Annotated in this window: 18 protein-coding genes and 1 riboswitch; of the genes, 15 read left to right on the top strand and 3 right to left on the bottom strand. The window is 57.8% G+C overall.

What is annotated here, in order from left to right; translation table 11 throughout:
* Positions 1-13: 13 nt before the first annotated feature.
* From DXC90_RS06545 to DXC90_RS06485, 13 genes are all read left to right on the top strand, one after another.
* Entirely contained in the window at positions 14-850 is an 837-nt protein-coding gene (locus tag DXC90_RS06545) for a PRD domain-containing protein (protein WP_117735278.1), read from the top strand.
* Positions 851-1,117: 267 nt separating this feature from the next.
* Positions 1,118-2,542, top strand: coding sequence for a PTS transporter subunit EIIC (locus DXC90_RS06540; RefSeq protein ID WP_117735277.1), 1,425 nt, complete (start codon positions 1,118-1,120; stop codon positions 2,540-2,542).
* Positions 2,543-2,660: 118 nt separating this feature from the next.
* A complete protein-coding gene (locus tag DXC90_RS06535) occupies positions 2,661-3,872 on the top strand; it encodes a hypothetical protein (RefSeq protein ID WP_117735276.1) in 1,212 nt (403 codons plus the stop codon).
* A 58-nt stretch (positions 3,873-3,930) separates the two neighbouring features.
* The gene (locus tag DXC90_RS06530) at positions 3,931-4,839 is read left to right on the top strand and encodes an AEC family transporter (RefSeq protein WP_158550234.1); all 909 of its coding nucleotides are present in this window, start codon (positions 3,931-3,933) and stop codon (positions 4,837-4,839) included.
* Positions 4,840-5,022: 183 nt separating this feature from the next.
* Positions 5,023-5,292: a hypothetical protein gene (locus DXC90_RS06525; protein ID WP_117735274.1), complete on the top strand. Its 270-nt coding sequence runs from the start codon at positions 5,023-5,025 to the stop codon at positions 5,290-5,292.
* Positions 5,285-5,563, top strand: coding sequence for a DUF4160 domain-containing protein (locus DXC90_RS09865; RefSeq protein ID WP_117735273.1), 279 nt, complete (start codon positions 5,285-5,287; stop codon positions 5,561-5,563). Before DXC90_RS06525 ends, DXC90_RS09865 begins: the two co-directional genes overlap by 8 nt.
* A gap of 134 nt (positions 5,564-5,697) precedes the next feature.
* Positions 5,698-7,686 carry an NAD(+) synthase gene (locus DXC90_RS06515; RefSeq protein WP_117735272.1) on the top strand — a complete coding sequence of 663 codons (1,989 nt, stop codon included), beginning with the start codon at positions 5,698-5,700 and terminating at the stop codon, positions 7,684-7,686.
* A gap of 118 nt (positions 7,687-7,804) precedes the next feature.
* The gene (locus DXC90_RS06510) at positions 7,805-8,968 is read left to right on the top strand and encodes a pyridoxal phosphate-dependent aminotransferase (protein ID WP_117735271.1); all 1,164 of its coding nucleotides are present in this window, start codon (positions 7,805-7,807) and stop codon (positions 8,966-8,968) included.
* Between the two features lie 201 nt (positions 8,969-9,169).
* Entirely contained in the window at positions 9,170-10,120 is a 951-nt protein-coding gene (locus DXC90_RS06505) for an L-lactate dehydrogenase (RefSeq protein WP_117735270.1), read from the top strand.
* 113 nt (positions 10,121-10,233) lie between these two features.
* Entirely contained in the window at positions 10,234-11,394 is a 1,161-nt protein-coding gene (locus DXC90_RS06500; RefSeq protein WP_117735269.1) for a DUF2974 domain-containing protein, read from the top strand.
* 111 nt (positions 11,395-11,505) lie between these two features.
* Entirely contained in the window at positions 11,506-12,510 is a 1,005-nt protein-coding gene (locus tag DXC90_RS06495; RefSeq protein ID WP_117735268.1) for a nucleoid-associated protein, read from the top strand.
* Positions 12,511-12,596: 86 nt separating this feature from the next.
* On the top strand, positions 12,597-12,947 hold the full coding sequence (locus DXC90_RS06490) for a hypothetical protein (RefSeq protein WP_117735267.1): 351 nt from the start codon (positions 12,597-12,599) through the stop codon (positions 12,945-12,947).
* A complete protein-coding gene (locus DXC90_RS06485) occupies positions 12,944-13,288 on the top strand; it encodes a type II toxin-antitoxin system RelE/ParE family toxin (RefSeq protein WP_117735266.1) in 345 nt (114 codons plus the stop codon). Before DXC90_RS06490 ends, DXC90_RS06485 begins: the two co-directional genes overlap by 4 nt.
* 118 nt (positions 13,289-13,406) lie before the next feature.
* Here the strand turns inward: DXC90_RS06485 and dapD are convergent, their stop codons facing one another.
* Genes dapD through dapA form a run of 3 tightly spaced genes read right to left on the bottom strand, consistent with a single transcriptional unit; the run spans position 13,407 to position 17,208 of the window.
* Complete coding sequence (gene dapD, locus DXC90_RS06480; protein WP_117735265.1) at positions 13,407-14,126, bottom strand: 2,3,4,5-tetrahydropyridine-2,6-dicarboxylate N-acetyltransferase; 720 nt, start codon at positions 14,124-14,126, stop codon at positions 13,407-13,409.
* Between the two features lie 39 nt (positions 14,127-14,165).
* Positions 14,166-14,906, bottom strand: a complete 741-nt coding sequence (dapB, locus tag DXC90_RS06475; RefSeq protein ID WP_199406643.1) for a 4-hydroxy-tetrahydrodipicolinate reductase — start codon at positions 14,904-14,906, stop codon at positions 14,166-14,168.
* Positions 14,899-17,208 carry a 4-hydroxy-tetrahydrodipicolinate synthase gene (gene dapA / locus DXC90_RS09755; RefSeq protein WP_117735264.1) on the bottom strand — a complete coding sequence of 770 codons (2,310 nt, stop codon included), beginning with the start codon at positions 17,206-17,208 and terminating at the stop codon, positions 14,899-14,901. Before dapA ends, dapB begins: the two co-directional genes overlap by 8 nt.
* Before the next feature lie 65 nt (positions 17,209-17,273).
* Positions 17,274-17,442, bottom strand: a riboswitch (Lysine riboswitch).
* A 144-nt stretch (positions 17,443-17,586) separates the two neighbouring features.
* Here dapA and DXC90_RS06465 point away from each other — a divergent pair.
* Positions 17,587-18,774, top strand: a complete 1,188-nt coding sequence (locus DXC90_RS06465; RefSeq protein ID WP_233502227.1) for an N-acetyldiaminopimelate deacetylase — start codon at positions 17,587-17,589, stop codon at positions 18,772-18,774.
* A gap of 2 nt (positions 18,775-18,776) precedes the next feature.
* On the top strand, positions 18,777-19,025 hold the full coding sequence (locus DXC90_RS06460; protein WP_147326613.1) for a hypothetical protein: 249 nt from the start codon (positions 18,777-18,779) through the stop codon (positions 19,023-19,025).
* Positions 19,026-19,128 lie beyond the last annotated feature (103 nt).

Raw genomic sequence — 19,128 nt, 5'->3', positions numbered from 1 at the left:
GGTAGGGAGCGTCATGAAAATCCTTAAGCGGATCAACAACAATACGGTTATCTGCGTAAACGCCAAGGGCCGTGAACTCGTGGCAATTGGCCGCGGTATCGGGTTTCCCAATGGCCCCGATGAGGCCACACTCGATAAGATCGAGCGAACCTTCTACGGTGTCGACTCGCGCTACCTAGCGCTGCTCGACGAGATCGATCCTCAGGTGATGGAGTTCTCCGCCCAGATTGCCGATATCGCTCGCTCCAACATCTCGCGCGAGCTCTCGGCAAACCTTCCCTTTACCATGGCTGACCATATCGCCTTTGCCATCAAACGCTGCCGCGAGCATATGTTTGTGCAGATGCCGCTCTCCTATGATGTGCAGCAGATGTACCCCATTGAGTACAAGATCGCCAAGTTCGCGATCGAGGGCATCAATCGCGGCTTCAACGTCAAGATGCCGCGGGGGGAGGCGAGCGGTATCGCGCTCTGTATCGTCAACAGCGTGGTCGCCTCGTCTTCAAAGGCCAAATCCAATACGGTGCGTAAGGACGAGGTGATGCTCGAGAGCTTCACCAAGATTATCGAATCCGAGCTGGGGGTTTGCGTGGACCGCGACGGCTTTGACTTTTGCCGTTATGCCACGCACGTGCGCTACCTGTTAGAACGCGTGCAGACAGGAGAGCCCCTCAACACGGAGAACGGCGCGCTTTACGGACCGCTCTGCGAGCAGCATCCCGACGTGGCCGTGTGCGTCGACCGCATGGCCGCGCTTATCGAAGAGCGCTTTGACGTCGGGCTCGCCGATGAAGAGAAGGTCTACCTGATGCTCCACGTCAATCGCGTCTGCGCGGGATCTAGGTCCTAATCGACCGCTCGCCGCTGAAATTTGACCGTTGGCCGGTTTCGACTTTCGTAAAAGCAACTGTTGGATGTAGTTTCATAGTCACATAAGGTGTTATTCGAGAAGAGCCCCGAAGCATGACGTAGACAGTTCCCTGTCCGCTTTGTGCTTTGGGGCTCTTCTGTTTTTGTCTTCTTCTTGCTTTTCTCGATTTGCCTCGTGTCAGGCCTGCCGTAATCGGTTCTTCGCGTGTGCGCAAACGGGAAGACAGAAAAGCAAGGGAGTTCAGCTATGACTGACAATAAGAAAATCGCAGCGGACGTGCTCGAGGCCGTCGGTGGCAAGGAGAACGTGACGTTTGTTGCGCACTGTATGACGCGCCTGCGTTTTAACCTCAAAGATATCGATGCCCCCGATATCAAAGAAGTGAAGAAGATTGGCGGTGTGTTGGGTGCTCAAATCTCCGGAGGGCAGTTCCAGGTAATCGTGGGCCAAAACGTGCCCAAGGTTTATGACGAGCTCTGCAAGATCGGCGGCTTTGCCAAGCAGGACGCCATCGACGAGAACCTTGATGCTCCTAAGCAGAAGCTCACACCTAAGGTTATTGGCAATAACATCCTCAACTACCTGTCAAGCTCCATGGTGCCTATGATCCCCGTCCTAATGTGTGCTGGCCTGTTCAAGACCGTAGCGGTGGTGCTGGGACCTACGATGGCGGGCGTGCTGTCCGACACAAGCGACCTTTATGTTCTGATGAACATGGTTTATGACGCAGCGTTCTATTTTATCCCCATCTACCTTGGCTATAATGCGGCTAAGAACATTGGCGTAACGCCTGTCCTCGGTGCCTTTATGGGCGGCATTCTTATCGACCCGACCATGATTCAGCTTGCGACCGATGGAGCTCAGTTCTCCGTTTATGGCATTCCCTGCGTCGCCGCAAACTACACAAAGACGGTCCTTCCCATTCTTCTGTCCGTGTGGGCGATGAGTTATATCGAGCGCTTCTTCCGCAAATATGTGCCAGATACCCTTTCAACGGTTTTCGCGCCTTTCCTTACCATGGTCGTCGCTGTTCCTGTGTCTCTCTGCGCTCTCGCCCCTGTTGGTTCATGGGCCGGTAATGCCCTCGCCGCCGGTTTTGAGTTCCTTGGTACTTCCGGTGGTATCGCCGCCATCCTCGGAGGAGGTATTCTGGCGGGTCTTTGGTGCCCAATGATTATTACCGGCATGCATGTGGCGGTTGCGATGATTGCCATCGCTAACTATATGACTGTGGGAACCGACAGCTTTGTTTTGGTTGCGACGGGCGTTAGCCTTTGGGCGACCTTCGGCTGCGAGGTGGCGACCTGGCTCAAGCTGCGCGATAAAGACGAGAAGAGCATGGCATTCGGCTATTTGGTTGCAAACATTGTCGGAGGCGTCGGCGAGCCTTTCATCTACGGCATGATGCTGCGCTATCGCCGCGTGTTTGTCTGGAAGATTATCGGATCCTTTGTTGCCGGTGCGCTTGCAATCGCTCTCGGAGCCACGGTTTATACTGCCGGCGCGGCATCTAACTTCTTGGAGTTCCTCGCGTTTGCGGGCGGCGGGACCCAGAATCTCATCAACTTTGGAATCGCTGCTGGTGCAGGCTTCCTTGTGAGCGCCTTGGGCACGTATTTCCTGGGCTTTACGGCGGATGAGCTCGAGAATGGCCCCGTTTCCGAGCGTTAAGTTTTCTACGGCCTGCGTGTGGCAGGACGCATTGGAAGGGCGTCCATGACGCCCTTCTCTTGTTGTATTTCTATTTCCGATGTTTGGGCGGCGTGTGCCGCGAAGAGTTGGAGTTGGAATGAACATAGAGTTTGGAATCTCGAAGATTGACGTAACACCCCAGTCTCCTTGCCGCATGGGCGGCTACAACAGAAAAGGTGCCTGGACGGATGTTCTTGATCCTATTGAGGTCAACGCTAGCGCTGTCTGTGTTGATCTTGTCCCGTTTATTCTTATCGAGCTCGATTCAATAATGGTGTCGAAAGATTTTTCCCTTTCGGTCAAGAACGCCGTATCGTCAAAAACGGGCATCGATTCGAGCAATATCGTCGTCGCATGCATTCATACCCATTCTGCACCATGCTATTTTAAGCTTGCCTACGAGGACACGTTACCTGAAACCGAATTGACGAGTGATTTGACTGGCTTGGCTACCGAGGCGGCGGTATCTGCATGGGCGTCCAGGTCGAAGGCGACCGTATCGATGGAGATGTTAGGCATCGAGGGACTGTACGGGAATCGAAATGTTCAGGGCGGTCCGGCCGATAAACAGGTAAGTATTTTCTCGTTTGAGGACGCTCAAGGCGGTCGCCCAATTGGAAAAATGCTGTTCATGTCCGCTCATCCTACCATCCTTAATGGGAAAAGCGCCGTCCTCTCTGCTGATTTGATTGGGCATGTCAGGCAGCGTTTGGAGAGGAAATATGGCTGTCCTGTACTTTGCGTCAACGGAACGTGCGGGGATGTGTCGACGCGTTTCTATCGGCAAGGGGAGGGAGTTGCCGAACTCGAACGCACGGCTAACGAACTTTGCGCTCAAATTGAATCCAAGCGTGAGCGCGCGGCACTCAGAGTTGATACTCCGCGTTGGGGCTCTATCAGCATGAAGAGTGTCTACGATGCAAAAACAGATCCGGATTGGATCGAGATGACCAATCGGATAGAGGCTATGGATGCGAGCCCGATGCGAGACTTTCTCCTTAAGCGGCAACAACTTAAGCTCTCGATGGGGAAAATCGAGCTTGAGCTTCCGAGCCAGTTTGCGGTAATTGGTAACTGCATTTTTATCACGATGCCATGCGATACGTGTAGCACATTAGGCTTGGATTTTAAGAGGGCGTTTAGCCAATACAACGTCTTTGTTATCGGCTATGCGAACACGTACTGCAACTACCTTGTGCCTCAGGAAGACTACGGCAAGTATTTTGAAACCTACAACTCGCGAACGCCGCGCGGGGTTGCCGATGCGTTCGTTGCGCGAATCATTCAGGCGGTCGGTGCCGCGCTATAGCAGGCGCTATAGACCATCGTGGTAGATGAACCGGTCAGGATTATACGGAGCATGTATTGTGTCAATCATTGAACCTCTCATCCAACAAGTCCTTATCATGTTTTTGCTCATGGGAATGGGCTACGCTCTAAACCGCTTGGGCATATTGAGCGAGCAGGCTGCAATAGAATTCGGAAAGTTGCTCATCAACCTTGTGATTCCCGCAATCATTCTCAAATCATTTTGGATCGAGTATTCGTTTCAGAGGATGTATGAGTTGGGAATGACCTTAATGCTGTCGGCGGCGATGTTGTTGCTCGCTTGCGTTGTTGCCCGCCTGTTGTTCAGGGGCCGTCCCATCGACATTTTTGCTGCGGCATTCTCGAATGCTGGATTTGTGGGAATACCCCTTGTTGAAGCGGCGCTTGGAAAAGATGCCGTGTTTTTCATCACGTGCATGATCGCTCTTCTCAATGCCATGCAATGGACATACGGGCAGTATCTGCTGTCGGGGTCTAAAAAATGTATGAGTCCTAAAGCGATCCTGACAAGTCCAATGGTCATGGCTTTATTGGGCGGTTTCTTGATTTTTATCCTTCGTGTCCCAACGGTCCCTCTGGCACAGTCAGTGCTTTCGTATATCTCGGGGCTCAACACTCCGCTAGCAATGATGACTCTCGGTATCTATCTTGCTCAGTCTGATTTGATGGCGCTCCTGAGGGCGAAAAGCTTGTTTGCCGTCTCATCGGTCAGGCTGCTTGTCATTCCGATTCTTTCGCTCCTGTTCCTATGTCTCTTTCCATGTGATGGGTCAATTAAGATGGCGCTGCTGATTGCGGCTGCGACCCCCACCGGCGCGAATGTAGCTATCTTTGCCCAGCAGCATAATAAGGACTATCGATATGCATGTGGAACAGTCTGTGTTACCACCCTTCTGTCTATGTTCACTATGCCAGCGATAGTGTCCTTGTCTCAGCTAGTGTTCTAGGCGCTATGCCACGCACCTGCGGATGAACGCTTCGTGGCGGTCGATTATGGCCGGGGCCCAACAATCCGGACCGCCGTCGATCGTGCTGGCAACAGATGCTATCAACTCATCAAGGGGGCTTGCTATCATTGGCGCACTAGCTTGATGCTAAACTGATTTCATGATTGCGAGGTGGTTTACGTGATGTACCCGTATATGACATTCGAAGATGGTACCGAGGTCATTCATTCTGACCTGATTACAGATGGCGATATCGAAAAGGTTATCGTGCATTTTGAACGACCGACGGCAGAGGGCTTTGACTCCGCTCGTTGTGAGCTGCCTTCTTACAATTGGACCATGTGGGAGGGGCGTTTCACCGACGAGGAGAAGCGAGGCTTTGAGACTTTTCTGAGCAATAACGCCCATCTGCTGTATCGCTACGCCGCAAGCGGAGGAGCAAAAGTTGCCTAGCTTATTTCTTATTGGCGGCTATCGAGTCTTCTTTTGGTCCAATGAAGCGGGCGAGCCAATCCATGTCCATGTTTGCAAGGGGGCGCCTTCGGATAGCTCGGCCAAAATCTGGCTGACTCGCAGGGGCGGTTGCATTGTCGCTAATAACAAAGCGAAGATCCCCCGGAGCACGCTTGACGACCTCTGTGAAATTATCGCCGCTCAGCATGAATTGATTTGCTCTAAATGGAAGGCGTTTTTCCTTGTGGATGAGATCTCGTTCTACTGCTAAACGCTATTCTGACTTCTCTTTTCCAATTTTAATCATGAGCCCGCCCCATCAGCACTGATTGAACTTGACAGTACAATGGAGGCGGACTATATCGCCGCCGCTCGTTGCGGCTAAACGGATGTGTTGGAGCTCGCATGAACGATTTTCTAAACGGTCAAGTTGAGAACGATGGCTTTTTGCGTGTGGCGGCGGCTTCGCCGCGGATTCGCGTGGCCGATGTCGAGGGCAATGCCGAGGTTGCGCTGGCGGCTGTTCACGAGGCTGCCGAGCGCGGTGTTCGTGCGCTCGTGCTGCCCGAGCTTAACCTGTGCGGCTATACCGCGGCTGATCTGTTCCATAACCGCACGCTGCTGCATGGCTGCGAGGCGGCGCTGGTGCGCATCCTCGATGAAACCCGTGAGCTGCCGATCATCTTTACCATCGGTCTTCCCGTTGCGGTGGCCGAAAACATCTACAATTGCGCGGCCGTGTGCTGTGCGGGCGAGCTTTTGGGCCTTACGGCCAAAAAGTATCTGCCCAACTACGGCGAGTTTTATGAGTGCCGCTGGTTTGCTCCGGCGCCGGCCGATCCCGTGTGGATTGAATTTGCCGGTCAGGGTCCGGTGCCGCTTGGCTCGGGGCTTGTCTACCGCTGCTGCGATGAGGGTACCGAGGACCTGGTGCTGGGCGTCGAGGTTTGTGAGGACCTGTGGGTGCCGGCGCCTCCCTCGACCGAGATGGCGCTCGCTGGTGCAACGGTGATCCTCAACCCGTCGGCCTCGGACGAAATCATCGGCAAGGCAGATTACCGCCGCAGCCTCATCTCCAATCAGAGCGCGCGCCTGTACTGCGCCTATGCCTACGCGGACGCAAGCGAGGGCGAGTCCACGACCGACATGGTTTTTGCGGGCGAGAACCTCGTCTACGAGAACGGCTCCAAGCTTGCTGCGACCAGGCTTCTCACCTGCGACATGGCGGTTGCCGATGTCGACCTCGACCGTCTGGTTGCTGAGCGCCGCCGCTCGACGACGTGGACACGAGCAGACGATGCGCCGGAGGCCACGACCGTTGAGTTTTCGTTTGAGGGCGTGTTGGCCGAAGAGCCCGTTCTGCGCGATGCCTACGATATCGACCGTGTTTTCCCGCGTGCGCCCTTTGTGCCGGCCGACCATGGCGATCTGGCCGAGCGCTGCGAGACCATCCTCGATCTGCAGACCGCGGGCCTCAAGACGCGCCTTGCCCATACGGGCACCAAGGCGGCCGTCATCGGCCTTTCGGGCGGCCTCGATTCCACGCTGGCGCTCCTCGTGACCGTGCGTGCGTTCGACGCCTTGGGCCTGCCGCGTACGGGTATCACGGCGGTTTCCATGCCGGGCTTTGGCACGACGTGCCGCACCAAGTCCAATGCCGAGTCGCTTGCTCGCGACCTGGGTGTGAGCTTCCGCGAGGTCTCGATTCATGCGGCCGTGGAACAGCACTTTAAAGATATCGAGCACGATCCGGCAGTTCAGGACGTGACCTACGAGAACAGCCAGGCGCGCGAGCGTACGCAGATTCTCATGGATCTTGCCAACCAGGCCGGCGGTTTTGTCATCGGCACCGGCGACCTCAGTGAGCTGGCGCTCGGCTGGGCTACCTATAACGGCGACCACATGAGTATGTATGCCGTCAACGCGAGCGTGCCCAAGACGCTCGTGCGTCATCTGGTGCGCTATGCGGCCGATGTCTTTGGCGAACGCATCGCCGAGGTGCTGCTCGATATCCTCGATACGCCGGTGTCTCCCGAACTTCTGCCGCCCACGGGCGACGGCGAGATTGCGCAGAAGACCGAGGATTTGGTGGGCCCGTACGAGCTGCACGACTACTTCCTCTACTACCTGCTGCGTTTTGGCTTTGAGCCGGGCAAGATCTACCGCATGGCGCTCAAGAGCTTCGAGGACGTCTACGACGCCAAGACCGTCCACACGTGGCTGCGTACGTTCTACCGCCGCTTCTTTGCCCAGCAGTTTAAGCGAAGCTGCCTGCCCGACGGCCCCAAGGTGGGCTCGGTGACGCTCAGCCCGCGTGGCGATTGGCGTATGCCGAGTGACGCCAGCTCGCGTCTGTGGCTTGCGCAGATCGATGCGCTCAATCCGATTGACTAAGGTTGGCTAAATTGAACCAATACGGGGGTTGCAAGCGTTACACTTTTGCAATCTGATGGCCCGTATCGCGCGGCGCTCTTGTCGGAACGCCGCGTTTTTTATATCGAAAGGTGGCACCATGCAGGCATCGGAGCGTCTCGACCGCTTTGGCGCGGAGGTATTTGCCTCGCTCAATAATAAGCTTCTTGTGCTTAAGGCCCAGGGCAAGACCATTTACAACATGAGCGTGGGCACGCCTGACTTTAAGCCGTACGACCACGTGGTCGAGGCGCTGGTCCAGGCCGCCCAGGACCCCGAGATGTGGAAGTATGCCCTGCGCGATCTGCCCGAGCTTAAGCAGGCCGTGTGCGATTACTACGAGCGCCGCTTTGGCGTTTCGGGCATCACGCCGTCCATGGTGCAGTCGTGCAACGGCACGCAGGAGGGCGTGGGCCATTTGGGCCTGGCGCTGCTCGATCCGGGTGACACCATTCTGGTTCCCGATCCGTGCTACCCGGTCTTTGAGGCGGGTGCCAAGATCGCCGATGCCAAGCTCGAATACTATCCGCTGGTTGCCGAGCATAATTACCTGCCCTATGTGGCGGGCATCGATCCCGAAGTGGCCGATCGTGCCAAGTACATGATCGTGTCGCTGCCCGCCAACCCGGTTGGCTCGGTGGGCACGCCCGAAGTCTACGAGGAGATTATCGCCTTTGCCCGTGAGCATGACCTGCTCATCGTCCATGACAACGCGTACTCCGATATCGTGTTTGACGGCGAGCCGGGCGGAAGCTTTTTGCAGTATCCCGGCGCGCTCGAGGTGGGCGTGGAATTCTTCTCGCTTTCCAAGTCGTTTAACGTCACCGGTGCCCGCATCGGCTTTTTGGTCGGTCGCGAGGACGTGGTCTCGGCCTTTGCCAAGCTGCGCAGCCAGATTGACTTCGGTATGTTCTTTCCGATCCAGAAGGCTGCCATCGCCTGCCTGAACGGTCCGCGCGATGAGGTTGAGGCACAGCGTCTGAAGTACCAGGAGCGCCGCGATGCCCTGTGCGACGGCCTTGAGGGCTTGGGCTGGGAGCGTCCCAACGCGCATGGTTCGATGTTTGTGTGGGCCAAACTTCCCGGCGGCCGTACCGATTCCATGGCGTTTTGCGAGGAGCTCATGGAGAAGGCCGGCGTTGTGGTGACGCCGGGTGCGAGCTTTGGGCCTTCGGGCGAGGGGCACGTGCGCATGGCGCTGGTCTTGCCGCCCGATCAGATCGCTCTGGCCGTCGAGGCTATTCGCGAGGCGGGTCTGTATTAAAAAGACATTTAGGCGCGTCAATAGTTCGAAACCGATTTCGGGCAGTTATCTTACGAATTCTGCAAACAATTTCGGTAAACGGTCGATTTTTGGCTGCGAATAGGCGCATAATCAAAGTCCCGATTGGCTATATTGGGATTACGGCAAGCCGCTTGGGTCGTTCCCGGGCGGCCTGTTTGTGGAGAGAGATGGGAGAAAGTAATGGTTAACGAGAAGAAGGTCGCTATTGTCGGCTGCGGTTTCGTCGGTTCGTCGTCGGCGTTCGCACTGATGCAGAGTGGTCTGTTCTCCGAGATGGTCCTCATCGACGTGGACAAGAACCGCGCCGAGGGTGAGGCACTGGATATCGCGCACGGCATGACGTTTGCCGAGCCGATGAAGATCTATGCCGGCGATTATTCCGATGTCGCCGACGCCGCTATGATCGTCGTCACCGCTGGCGCTGCCCAGAAGCCCGGCGAGACCCGCCTAGACCTGGTCAACAAGAACGTCAACATCTTTAAGTCCATTATTCCCGAGATTAAGAAGTCCGGCTTTGACGGCATTCTGCTCATCGTCTCCAACCCGGTCGACGTTCTGACCTATGCCGCCATCAAGATGTCCGGTCTGCCCGAGGGCCACGTCATCGGATCCGGCACCGTGCTCGACACCGGCCGTCTGCAGCAGATGCTCGGCGCTCACGTCGAGGTCGATCCGCGCGACGTTCAGGCCTACGTCATGGGTGAGCACGGCGACTCCGAGTTTGTCGCTTGGTCCAGCGCTCAGGTTGCCGGCGTTCCGCTGAACACCTTCTGCGAGCTTCACGGCCATCTGGAGCATGAGGCTGCCGAGAAGCGCATCGCCGAGGACGTCAAGAACTCCGCCTACACCATCATCGAGAAGAAGCACGCCACCTACTACGGCGTCGCCATGGCCGTTAAGCGCATCTGCACTGCCGTCATGCGCGATGAACAGACCGTTCTGCCCGTCTCCTCGCTCATGGTGGGCGAGTACGGCCTGTCCGATCTTGCCATCTCCATGCCGACCGTCGTTGGCCGCGACGGCGTTGTCTGCCGCGTCCCCGTGCCGCTGAACGATGACGAGCAGCATGAGCTCACCGTCTCCGCCAAGGCCCTCAAGGACATCATCGACAGCGTCGACTTCTCCTGCTAAATTAGGCTCGTTTGCCAGCAAGCTACAATGAAGGCGCCTGGGTCCACACGACCCGGGCGCCTTTTTGGTGCAAGGGGGACAGGTTGCTTTGCGCCATTGTTGATGGGAGAGCCATGTCGGATTCGCCTAATTTTTTGACCTATGCCCAGACGGCGTTTGATCCGTTTGAGGAACGGTCGTTCTGCGCTGTGGATAGCCTGGTCTTTGCGTGGCTGTCCTATTTGCGTTTGCCGGGGGATATGCCGGAGCTTACCGGCTGGCAGGGTCTTGACGTACGCGAGCTGCTGCGTGCCGAGTGCTACCGGGACATGATTGGCGACCTGTGGGATCCGGAGGGGAGCAGGGCCTTGTTGGAGGCCGTGGCAGCAAGCCCTCGCTACCGTGGCGTGCACGTTTGCGGCTATCGTGCCGTGAGCGATGTGGTGGTGACAGAGCAGTTTGCGGCTATGACGTTCCGATTTCCGGCGGGGTTTAGCTATCTTTCCTTCCGGGGGACCGACAGCACGATTGTGGGCTGGAAAGAGGACTTTAACATGGCGTTCCGGTGTCCTGTGCCGGCCCAGGAATCCGCGGCGCGTTATGTGGACGAGGCAGCGGATACGATTGACGGGCCGCTTTTGTGCGGAGGTCATTCCAAGGGTGGAAACCTTGCGGTGTACGGTGCGGCGATGTGCTCCGATGTCGCCCGTGAGCGAATCGAACGGGCGTATTCCCATGATGGTCCGGGCTTCGTCGAGGAGTTTCTGAACGGCAGCGCCTTCGCTGATCTATCCAGTCGAATCGACAAGACGCTACCTCGGTCGTCGATTTTTGGCATGATGTTCGAGACGCAGGAGGACTATGCCATCGTTGAGAGCACCGAGTTCAGCCTGCTGCAGCACAATCCCTTTAGCTGGGTGGTTGATGGTCGCGACTTCGTGTACTGTGAGCGCCTGTCCGCCGGTGCTCGATACGTTGATGGCTCCATTCGCGAGATGCTGCTTGCGGTGTCGCCTAGCGAGCGCGAGCGTTTTGTAGATGCGTTGTTCTCCGTGCTTGAGGCTACGGGTGCTGAGCGGTTTGCGGATATCGCCGGGAATCTGCGCGAGAGCCTGCCCGTGATGCTCCAGACTGCGCAAGGCTTTGACAAGGATACGCGACGCTTTGTCTCGCAGACCATCGCGGCAATCCTTAAATGCGCACTGCTGCCCAAACGACCCCAGATCGACATGCCCGCTGCCGGCAAGAGTTTGGCAGAACAGCTCGAGGCTTGGCAGTCCGAGCTCCTGCGCTAGCCATTGGTGCAAAGCAACCTGTCCCCGATGCACCAATCTTCGATGCGCCTGGGGCGGGCTCGACCGCTATACTGGTTCGTGCTCAATTCGATCTAGAACGGAATGCCGTATATGAAAATCAATCACGCGATTCTGCATATCCTGGACTTTGACTCTGCCGTCAACGTCATGAGCCAGCGAGAGCTCGATATCGAGAGCCGCACCGTGCGCAACTTTGTGACCACACATTTGCGCCGTGCCCGTACATCGGCCGATAACAAGCGCGCCACGTTTGCCGAGAACTCCGCATTCGGCGGCGAGCTCAAGGGCTATTTCTTTGGCGAGCGCGAGTTCGTGGACCTGTCGCAGCAGATTGCGGAGTTCATTTCCTCCGAGCTCACCAAGGCCGAAAAAGCCGAGTCCACCGATGTGCTCGTGGCCGACTTTGACGACGACGAGGATGCCCGCTGGTTTGCCGTGATGTTGCTGGGCTCCAAGCAGGCTTTTATGCACGAAGTGGGCCGCGAGGAGGGCGAGGTGCGCAACGACATCACGCGCCACTATGCTATCCTGCCGAATCCTTCACAAAAGGTGCCAAGCTATGCCATCGTGCGCGCGAGCACCATGGAGATCGGTTATGTGGACAAGAAGCGCAAGATTGCCGGTGAGGACCGTATGCTTATCCCCGATGGCCTGCTGCAGTGCGACACGGGCGTATCGGGCAAGGAGGTCATCGACACCGTGACGCGTGTGGTCGAGGAAGTCGCCGAGGAGCACGGTGCTAACACAGCTGTGGCACTGGCTAAGGTCAAAGCTGCCGTTGCCGAGAAGGTCGAGGATGACGAGGAACTGCCGCCTTGGGATATCGTCGACGAGGTCTTTGAGGACGAGCCGGTCATCAAGGAAAGCGTACGCGCGGCACTGACCGAAGAGAAGGTGCCCGAGCGCGTGCCCGTGGAGCGCAAGCAGGTAGAACGCGCGGCGGTGCGCAATCACAAGATTCGTACCGACACGGGCATCGAGATCAGCTTTCCGGCCGAGATGGGTTCGAACTCCGAGTACATCGAGTTCGTCAACGAACCCAACGGCCTCATCTGCATCGAGCTCAAGAATATTGGCAGCATCGAGAATCGATAAAGCTTTTTACTTTTGAATAAAAGTCTGGATTATATTTCGATGTATACTTGGAAATATAATCCAGACTATTTTTTTGGAGGTCAAAAATGTCCCCACTTGTTCTGGAAAAACCGGTGTTTACGAAAGACCAGGTTGTTTCTGCTACCGAAGCAAGCAAGTCTTTATCCGCCATACGCAAGCGCGCCAAGCGTGCCCCGCAATTCATTGCAGACCATAACGATATCGATACCGTGATTGTCGATTATGCCGCCTATGAGGAAATGTACGGTGCGCTGCAGTACCTGCGCGAACTTGAGATTGATCGCATCGCGGCGGACCGAATCAAGAACGGTCCGCACGAGTTTATTCCGTTTGAGGACGCCTTAACTCCTGATGAGCTCGCAGAGTTTGAGTCAATGGATCCCGACGCGATTTCCGACGAGGACCTTTTCGAATGAGTGGGCATTTTGTCATCGGCTTTTTGAATCGAGATGTCGAGAAGGAATATCAAAAGCTTGATGGTTCTCAGCGAAGACTCGTGCGCATTGCAATAGAAAAATTAAAGACGCGCGCCGATGAAATCGGAACGCCGCTTCACGGTGAGCTTGCCGGCTGCAAGAAGATCAAATGGCGAAACGCGGGACTCCGAATGATTTTTCGAATTCGAGAGGACGGAACAGTTGAGATTGCCGAGATTGTAGCAATTGGGCGGCGTGACCGTTCCGAGGTCTATAAGACGGCCACGGCGCGTCTGTTGAAGCAGTCTGCCATGGTTGAATACGACGGAACTCTGAGATGATGAAGGCCGAAGCCCCGATGGTGCTTCGGCCTTTTTTGTTTTCGGCTTGGTTGCTGACACTGCGCCGCAGGTTGAGCATACGTCAGCGAAAACGCGGTTTGTCAAAACCGCGTAACTTTTAAAGCTGGCGCAGGCCTTCCTCGAGGCCGGTCTTGCTGTCGGTCTTCTCGTCGCGCATCTTGATGACGCGGGCGGGGACACCGGCCACGACGGCACCGGCGGGGACGTCCTCGACGCATACGGCACCGGCGGCCACGACGGCGCCCTTGCCCACGCGCACGCCCTCCAGGACCACGGCGTTGGCGCCGATCATGACGTCGTCTTCGATGATGACGGGCGTGGCGCTTGCGGGTTCAACGACGCCTGCCAACACGGTTCCAGCGCCGATGTGGCAGTTCTTGCCCACGGTGGCGCGGCCGCCCAGCACGGCGCCCATGTCGATCATGGAGCCCTCGCCAATGACGGAGCCGATGTTGATGATGGCGCCCATCATGATGACGGCGCGATCGCCGATCTCGACGCGGTCACGGATGATCGCGCCCGGCTCGATGCGGGCGTTGATGCCCTTAAGGTCGAGCATGGGCACGGCGGAGTTGCGGCAGTCGTTCTCCACATCGTAGTAATCGATAGAATCGTCGTTAGCGTAGAGGATTGCCTTGAGCTCATCCCAGTCGCCAATGACGGTCTTGCCGCGGCAATCGCCGTAGACGCGTGCGTTGCCCCACTGGACCTCCATGCCGGGCTTTTCGCGCACGTACAGTTTGACGGGCGTCTTCTTGGGCGCGGTGGCGATGTAGTTGATAATCTCCTGTGCATCCATCTCGGCTGCGTTGCTCATATGCTGTCTCTCCTTTGGGTGGATCCGGTTGATACCTGGTTAGGCAAACATGATCTGGTCGAACGTGTAGAAGCCGGGCTCGCGGGTGACGAGCTTCTGGGCGGCGGCCAGGGCGCCGTTGACGAAGATCTGGCGGCTCGTGGCACGGTGCGTGAGCGTGACCTCCTCGTCCTGGCCAAAGAAGCTCACCTCGTGCACGCCGGCGACGGTGCCGCCGCGCAACGAGTGCATACCGATTTCCTTGGGGTCGCGCGCGCCGCACATGCCCTCGCGTCCGTAGACGGGGTGGTAGCCTGCCTCGGGCTCGGCCTCGACTACGGCGTCGAGCAGCAGCTTGGCGGTGCCGCTGGGGGCGTCAACCTTTTGGTTGTGGTGCGTCTCGACAATCTCGCAGTCAAAGCCGGGCAGCTCGCGCGTGGCCTGGGCCACTAGATGACGCAGGGCGGCGATGCCGATGGAGTAATTGCCCGAGTGCATAACGCGGGCGTTCTGGCCCAGCTCACGCAGGCGGTCCATCTGCTCGGGAGTGTAGCCTGTGGTGCCCGAGACCAACGCCGTACCCGTGCGCTCGACATAGGCGACGACGGCGTCGAAGGTCACGACGTTCGAGAAGTCGATAATCACATCGGCAGCCGGTGCGTTCTCGAGCTCGCTCAAATCGAAGCCAATCTGGGCCACGATATCAAAAGCGGGCTGCCCGGCGGCGTCGACAATTCCTTCGGCGGTAGTGCGGATGAGCGAGCCCATGCGGCCCGTTCCCATAATGACGGTCTTAATCAAGCAGACCAGCTCCCTTCAGAGTATCGGTAAGTGCGGCTCGCGTGTCGTCTGCCATGGGGCATAGCGGCATACGGTAGTTTGCCTCGATCATGCCCATCTGGGCGAGCGCTTCCTTAACGGGGATGGGGTTGACCTCGCTAAAGAGGGCGTTGATGAGCGGCTGGCCGGCAATCTGGATATCGCGGGCGCGCGCTACGTCGCCGTCCAGATAGGCGCGGCACATGTCGTGCACGAGCTGCGGCTGTACGTCGGCCCACACGCTGATGGTACCCGAAGCGCCTAGGCTCATGAGCGGCACGGTGAGTGCATCCTCGCCCGAGTACATGCGGAAGTCATCGGACAGCAGGTGGGCGATCTTGGCCGCGTAGGCGACGTTGCCCGAGGCCTCCTTGATGCCCATGATGTTGGGGTGCGCGGCCAAGCGCTCTACGTTGCGCTCGCTGATACCGCAGCCACAGCGGCCGGGGATGTTGTACAAAATGCAGGGGATGTCCACGGCGTCGGCCACGGTCTTAAAGTGCTGGTAGATGCCCTCTTCGTTAGATTTGTTGTAGTAGGGGGTAATGAGCAGCAGACCATCGGCACCCAGGCCCTGGTAAGTGAGCGACTTAGTGAGCATGGTTTGCGTGGAGTTAGAGCCCGAGCCGGCAATAACGGGGACGCGGCCCGCAACCTGCTTGACCACTGCGGCGACAACGGAGTTGTCCTCGTCGTCGGTCATCGTGGCACTCTCTCCGGTGGTGCCCAGGGTGAGGATGGCGTCAGTGCCATTTTGCAGGTGGAAATCGATAAGGCGCTCAAGTGCGTCAAAGTCGACACTGCCGTCCTTTTTAAACGGCGTGACAAGGGCGACGATTGAGCCCTCGAGATTGCGGATATCCATGTTCTTCTCCTTCGCTTCCGCGATCTGGACGCGTTTGTTCCATTGGGCGGCGACTGCTAGGCGCTCGTCTTGAGCGCGACGGCGGGCGGCATCGGCGCGCGATTTGGCCAGCAGCTCGCGGCCGCACGGCAGCACGTCGAGCGTGGCAAAGTAATCGCCCGGGCGCTCGGCGCGGCGGATGAGGTCTGCCGAGCCATCGGGGCGCAGCAGGACCTCGGCGGAGCGCAGACGGCCGTTGTAGTTATAGCCCATGGAGTAGCCATGCGCGCCGGTGTCGTGAATCACGAGCAGGTCGCCCATGTCGATATGCGGCAGCTCGCGGTCGATGGCGAACTTGTCATTGTTCTCGCACAGATTGCCCGTGATGTCGTAGGTGTCCGTAACGGGCTTTGTGGTCTTGTCGTCGCCACCCGGCTGGCCCATCACCGTGATGTGGTGGTAAGCGCCATACATGGCGGGACGAATGAGGTCGACGGCGCTGGCGTCCACGCCGATATAGTCCTTGTAGATTTGCTTCTCGTGGATGGCCTTGGTGACCAGGCACCCATAGGGGCCCATCATAAAGCGGCCCATCTCGGTACAGATCGCCACATCGCCCATGCCGGCGGGAACCAGAATCTCGTCGTAGGCCGTGTGTACCCCTTCACCGATGGCGTGGATGTCGTTGGCCTGCTGCTCGGGCAGATAGGGGATACCGACGCCGCCGGACAGATTGATGAAGGCGACGTGTGCGCCGGTCTCGCTCTCCAGGCGCACGGCAAGCTCAAAGAGGATGCGCGCGAGCTTGGGGTAGTAGTCGTTGGTGACGGTGTTGCTGGCAAGGAATGCGTGGATACCAAAGTCCTCGGCGCCCTTGGCCTTGAGCATGCGGAAGGCCTCGAAAAGCTGCTCGGTGGTCATGCCATATTTGGAGTCGCCCGGGTTGTCCATGATGCCGTTGGAGAGCTGGAACAGACCGCCCGGATTAAAGCGGCAGCTGACCGTCTTGGGGATTGGCCCCGCAACGTGCTCAAAGAACTCGATGTGGCTGATGTCGTCAAAGTTGACGATGGCACCCAGCTTGTCGGCGAGCTCAAAGTCGGCCGCCGGCGTGTCGTTGGACGAGAGCATGATGTCGTGGCCGGTGATGCCCAGTGAGCGGGCGATCATGAGCTCGGTATAGCTCGAGCAATCGCAGCCGCAGCCGTATTCGTTGAGGATGGAGATAAGTGCCGGGTTAGGGTTGGCCTTGACGGCAAAGTATTCCTTAAAGCCCGGGTTCCATGCAAAGGCGTCGCGTACTTCTTGCATGTTGCGGCGGATGCCCGCCTCGTCGTATAGATGAAACGGCGTGGGGAACTGCTCAACGATATGCTCGAGCGTTTCCTTGTCCACAAACGGCTTCTTTGCCGCATATGCCTCGTTGGGAGTCAATGACATGTCCCGTAAACCTCGCTATCCAGACGGCGCTACCTGCGCATCGAATCCGCATAGCGTGGACCCAATGTCCGGATAGCGCTCCCGCATTGCTGCAGACAGTCCTGCGGGTGTTTCCCGCAGGCCCACCAGGCTGTTCGTGCCCGAAAAACCCAGTTCGGCGGGTTTCGCCTCCCCACGGGGTCAAAGTCTGCCGACTCGCCCGCGGCTCTTCGTGCCCGCGCCTCTATCAAGTGGTAAAGACCCTACCACGTTGCACTTTACCAAACAAGAGTATTCGTATATAACGTTTAAAAAATGCAGGGATATGCTGGAAACATGTGTGCCACAATCCTGTATCACAATAAGTTGCAACAGATGTGCCTTACGAAGGGATTTTCTATGACCGAACTCCAAGAACTCCGTCGCTATCGCCGCGATCTCCATCGCATTCCGGAGCTCGATTTCGATCTTCCGCAGACTATCGCCTATATCGAGGGCGTGTTGGCGCCGCTCGACTGCGAGCTGACCCATCCATGCCCCAGCTGCGTCTGCGCTTTCTTTGACGCTGGCGTTGGTGCCGCGCATGCCACGGCGATTCGCGCCGACATGGATGCGCTGCCCATTGCAGAGGCCACGGGCGCTGCCTTCGCCTCGTCTCATCCCGGTAAGATGCACGCTTGCGGGCACGACGGGCACATGGCCATGGCGCTTGCCGCCGCGACGTATGTCGGCCGTACGATTCGCGAGCAGCCGGGCACCATTAAACGTAACGTGCTCTTTGTGTTCCAGCCGGCCGAGGAGACGACCGGTGGCGCCAAGACGGTGTGCGAGAGCGGTGTATTCGAGCGCTATGGCGCCGACCGGATCTTTGGCTTTCACGTGTGGCCCGACCTTCCCGCCGGCACGCTGGCGAGCTGCCCCGGTCCGCTGCTGGCGCGTTCGAGCGAGACGCATGTGCACATTCACGGGACGAGCATCCATATCGCCAAGACCTATGGGGTTCCGGTTGAGGAATCGCGCGATGCGGCGCTGGCAGCTGCCAAGTTCTTGGTCGCCGAGCGCGAGCTGATGGACGAGCTGGGCGCCGATGGACCCTGTATCGGTAAGTTTGGCCTGCTGCAGGCCGGCACCGTCTGCAACGCCGTGGCGGGGGAGGCCCACGTGGCCGGCAGCCTGCGCGTGTTTACGGACAATATGTTCGACCGTGCGCGAGAGGGCGTGCGCCGCGTGCTTGATGAGGCGTGCGCCGCTACGGGCTGTACGTACGATCTCGACTTTGCTGAAGGGTATCCGCCGGTCGACAACGACCCCGAGCTGTTTGCCAGCGTCGCACCTGCTTTGCCCGAGCTGCAACTCGTGGATGAACCGCTGTTAATTGCCGAGGACTTCGCCTTCTATCAGCGCCATCTGCCAGGCGTGTTCTTCTTGCTGGGCGCGGGTGTGCCGGAGGGCCAAGGCAATCCGATCGATTCGGATGGCTGTCCTGCCTATGCCACAAGCGCCCTGCATACCGATACCATGCTCTTTGACGAGGAAATCCTGCTCAAAGGCCTCAATGTCTACAAACGATTGCTTGTGATGGAGTGACGATGAGGCGACGCCGACAGTCTGCCGTATATAGTCCGGGTGGATGCGGGTGCGGTTTGCTGCTGCTTCCGGTCATCGCTGTGAGCATTGGCGTGATGTTTGTGCTTGCTGGGCTGGCTGCGGCGGCACTCGTACTGTTTATCACTGCCATCGGCGTGACGATTTGGCTTTATCGCAGTCGTGAACAGCGCCGCGCCGACGGTAAGACCAATGTAGAATGGATTGCCTTTTGGTCATCGCCTACCTGCTGAGCATCAGCTATTTGGCCTTCTTTATCCTGTTGGTTGTGAGCACCTTTACCGGGGAATCCGTCACGGTGGGTTGATGCACTGCCAGCAGACGGTCGCGTAAAGT

Origin of the sequence: Collinsella sp. TF09-1AT, assembly GCF_003436895.1 — a bacterium.
In the GTDB taxonomy this organism is placed as follows: Bacteria; Actinomycetota; Coriobacteriia; order Coriobacteriales; family Coriobacteriaceae; genus Collinsella.
This window is presented reverse-complemented; position numbering and strand designations above follow the sequence as displayed.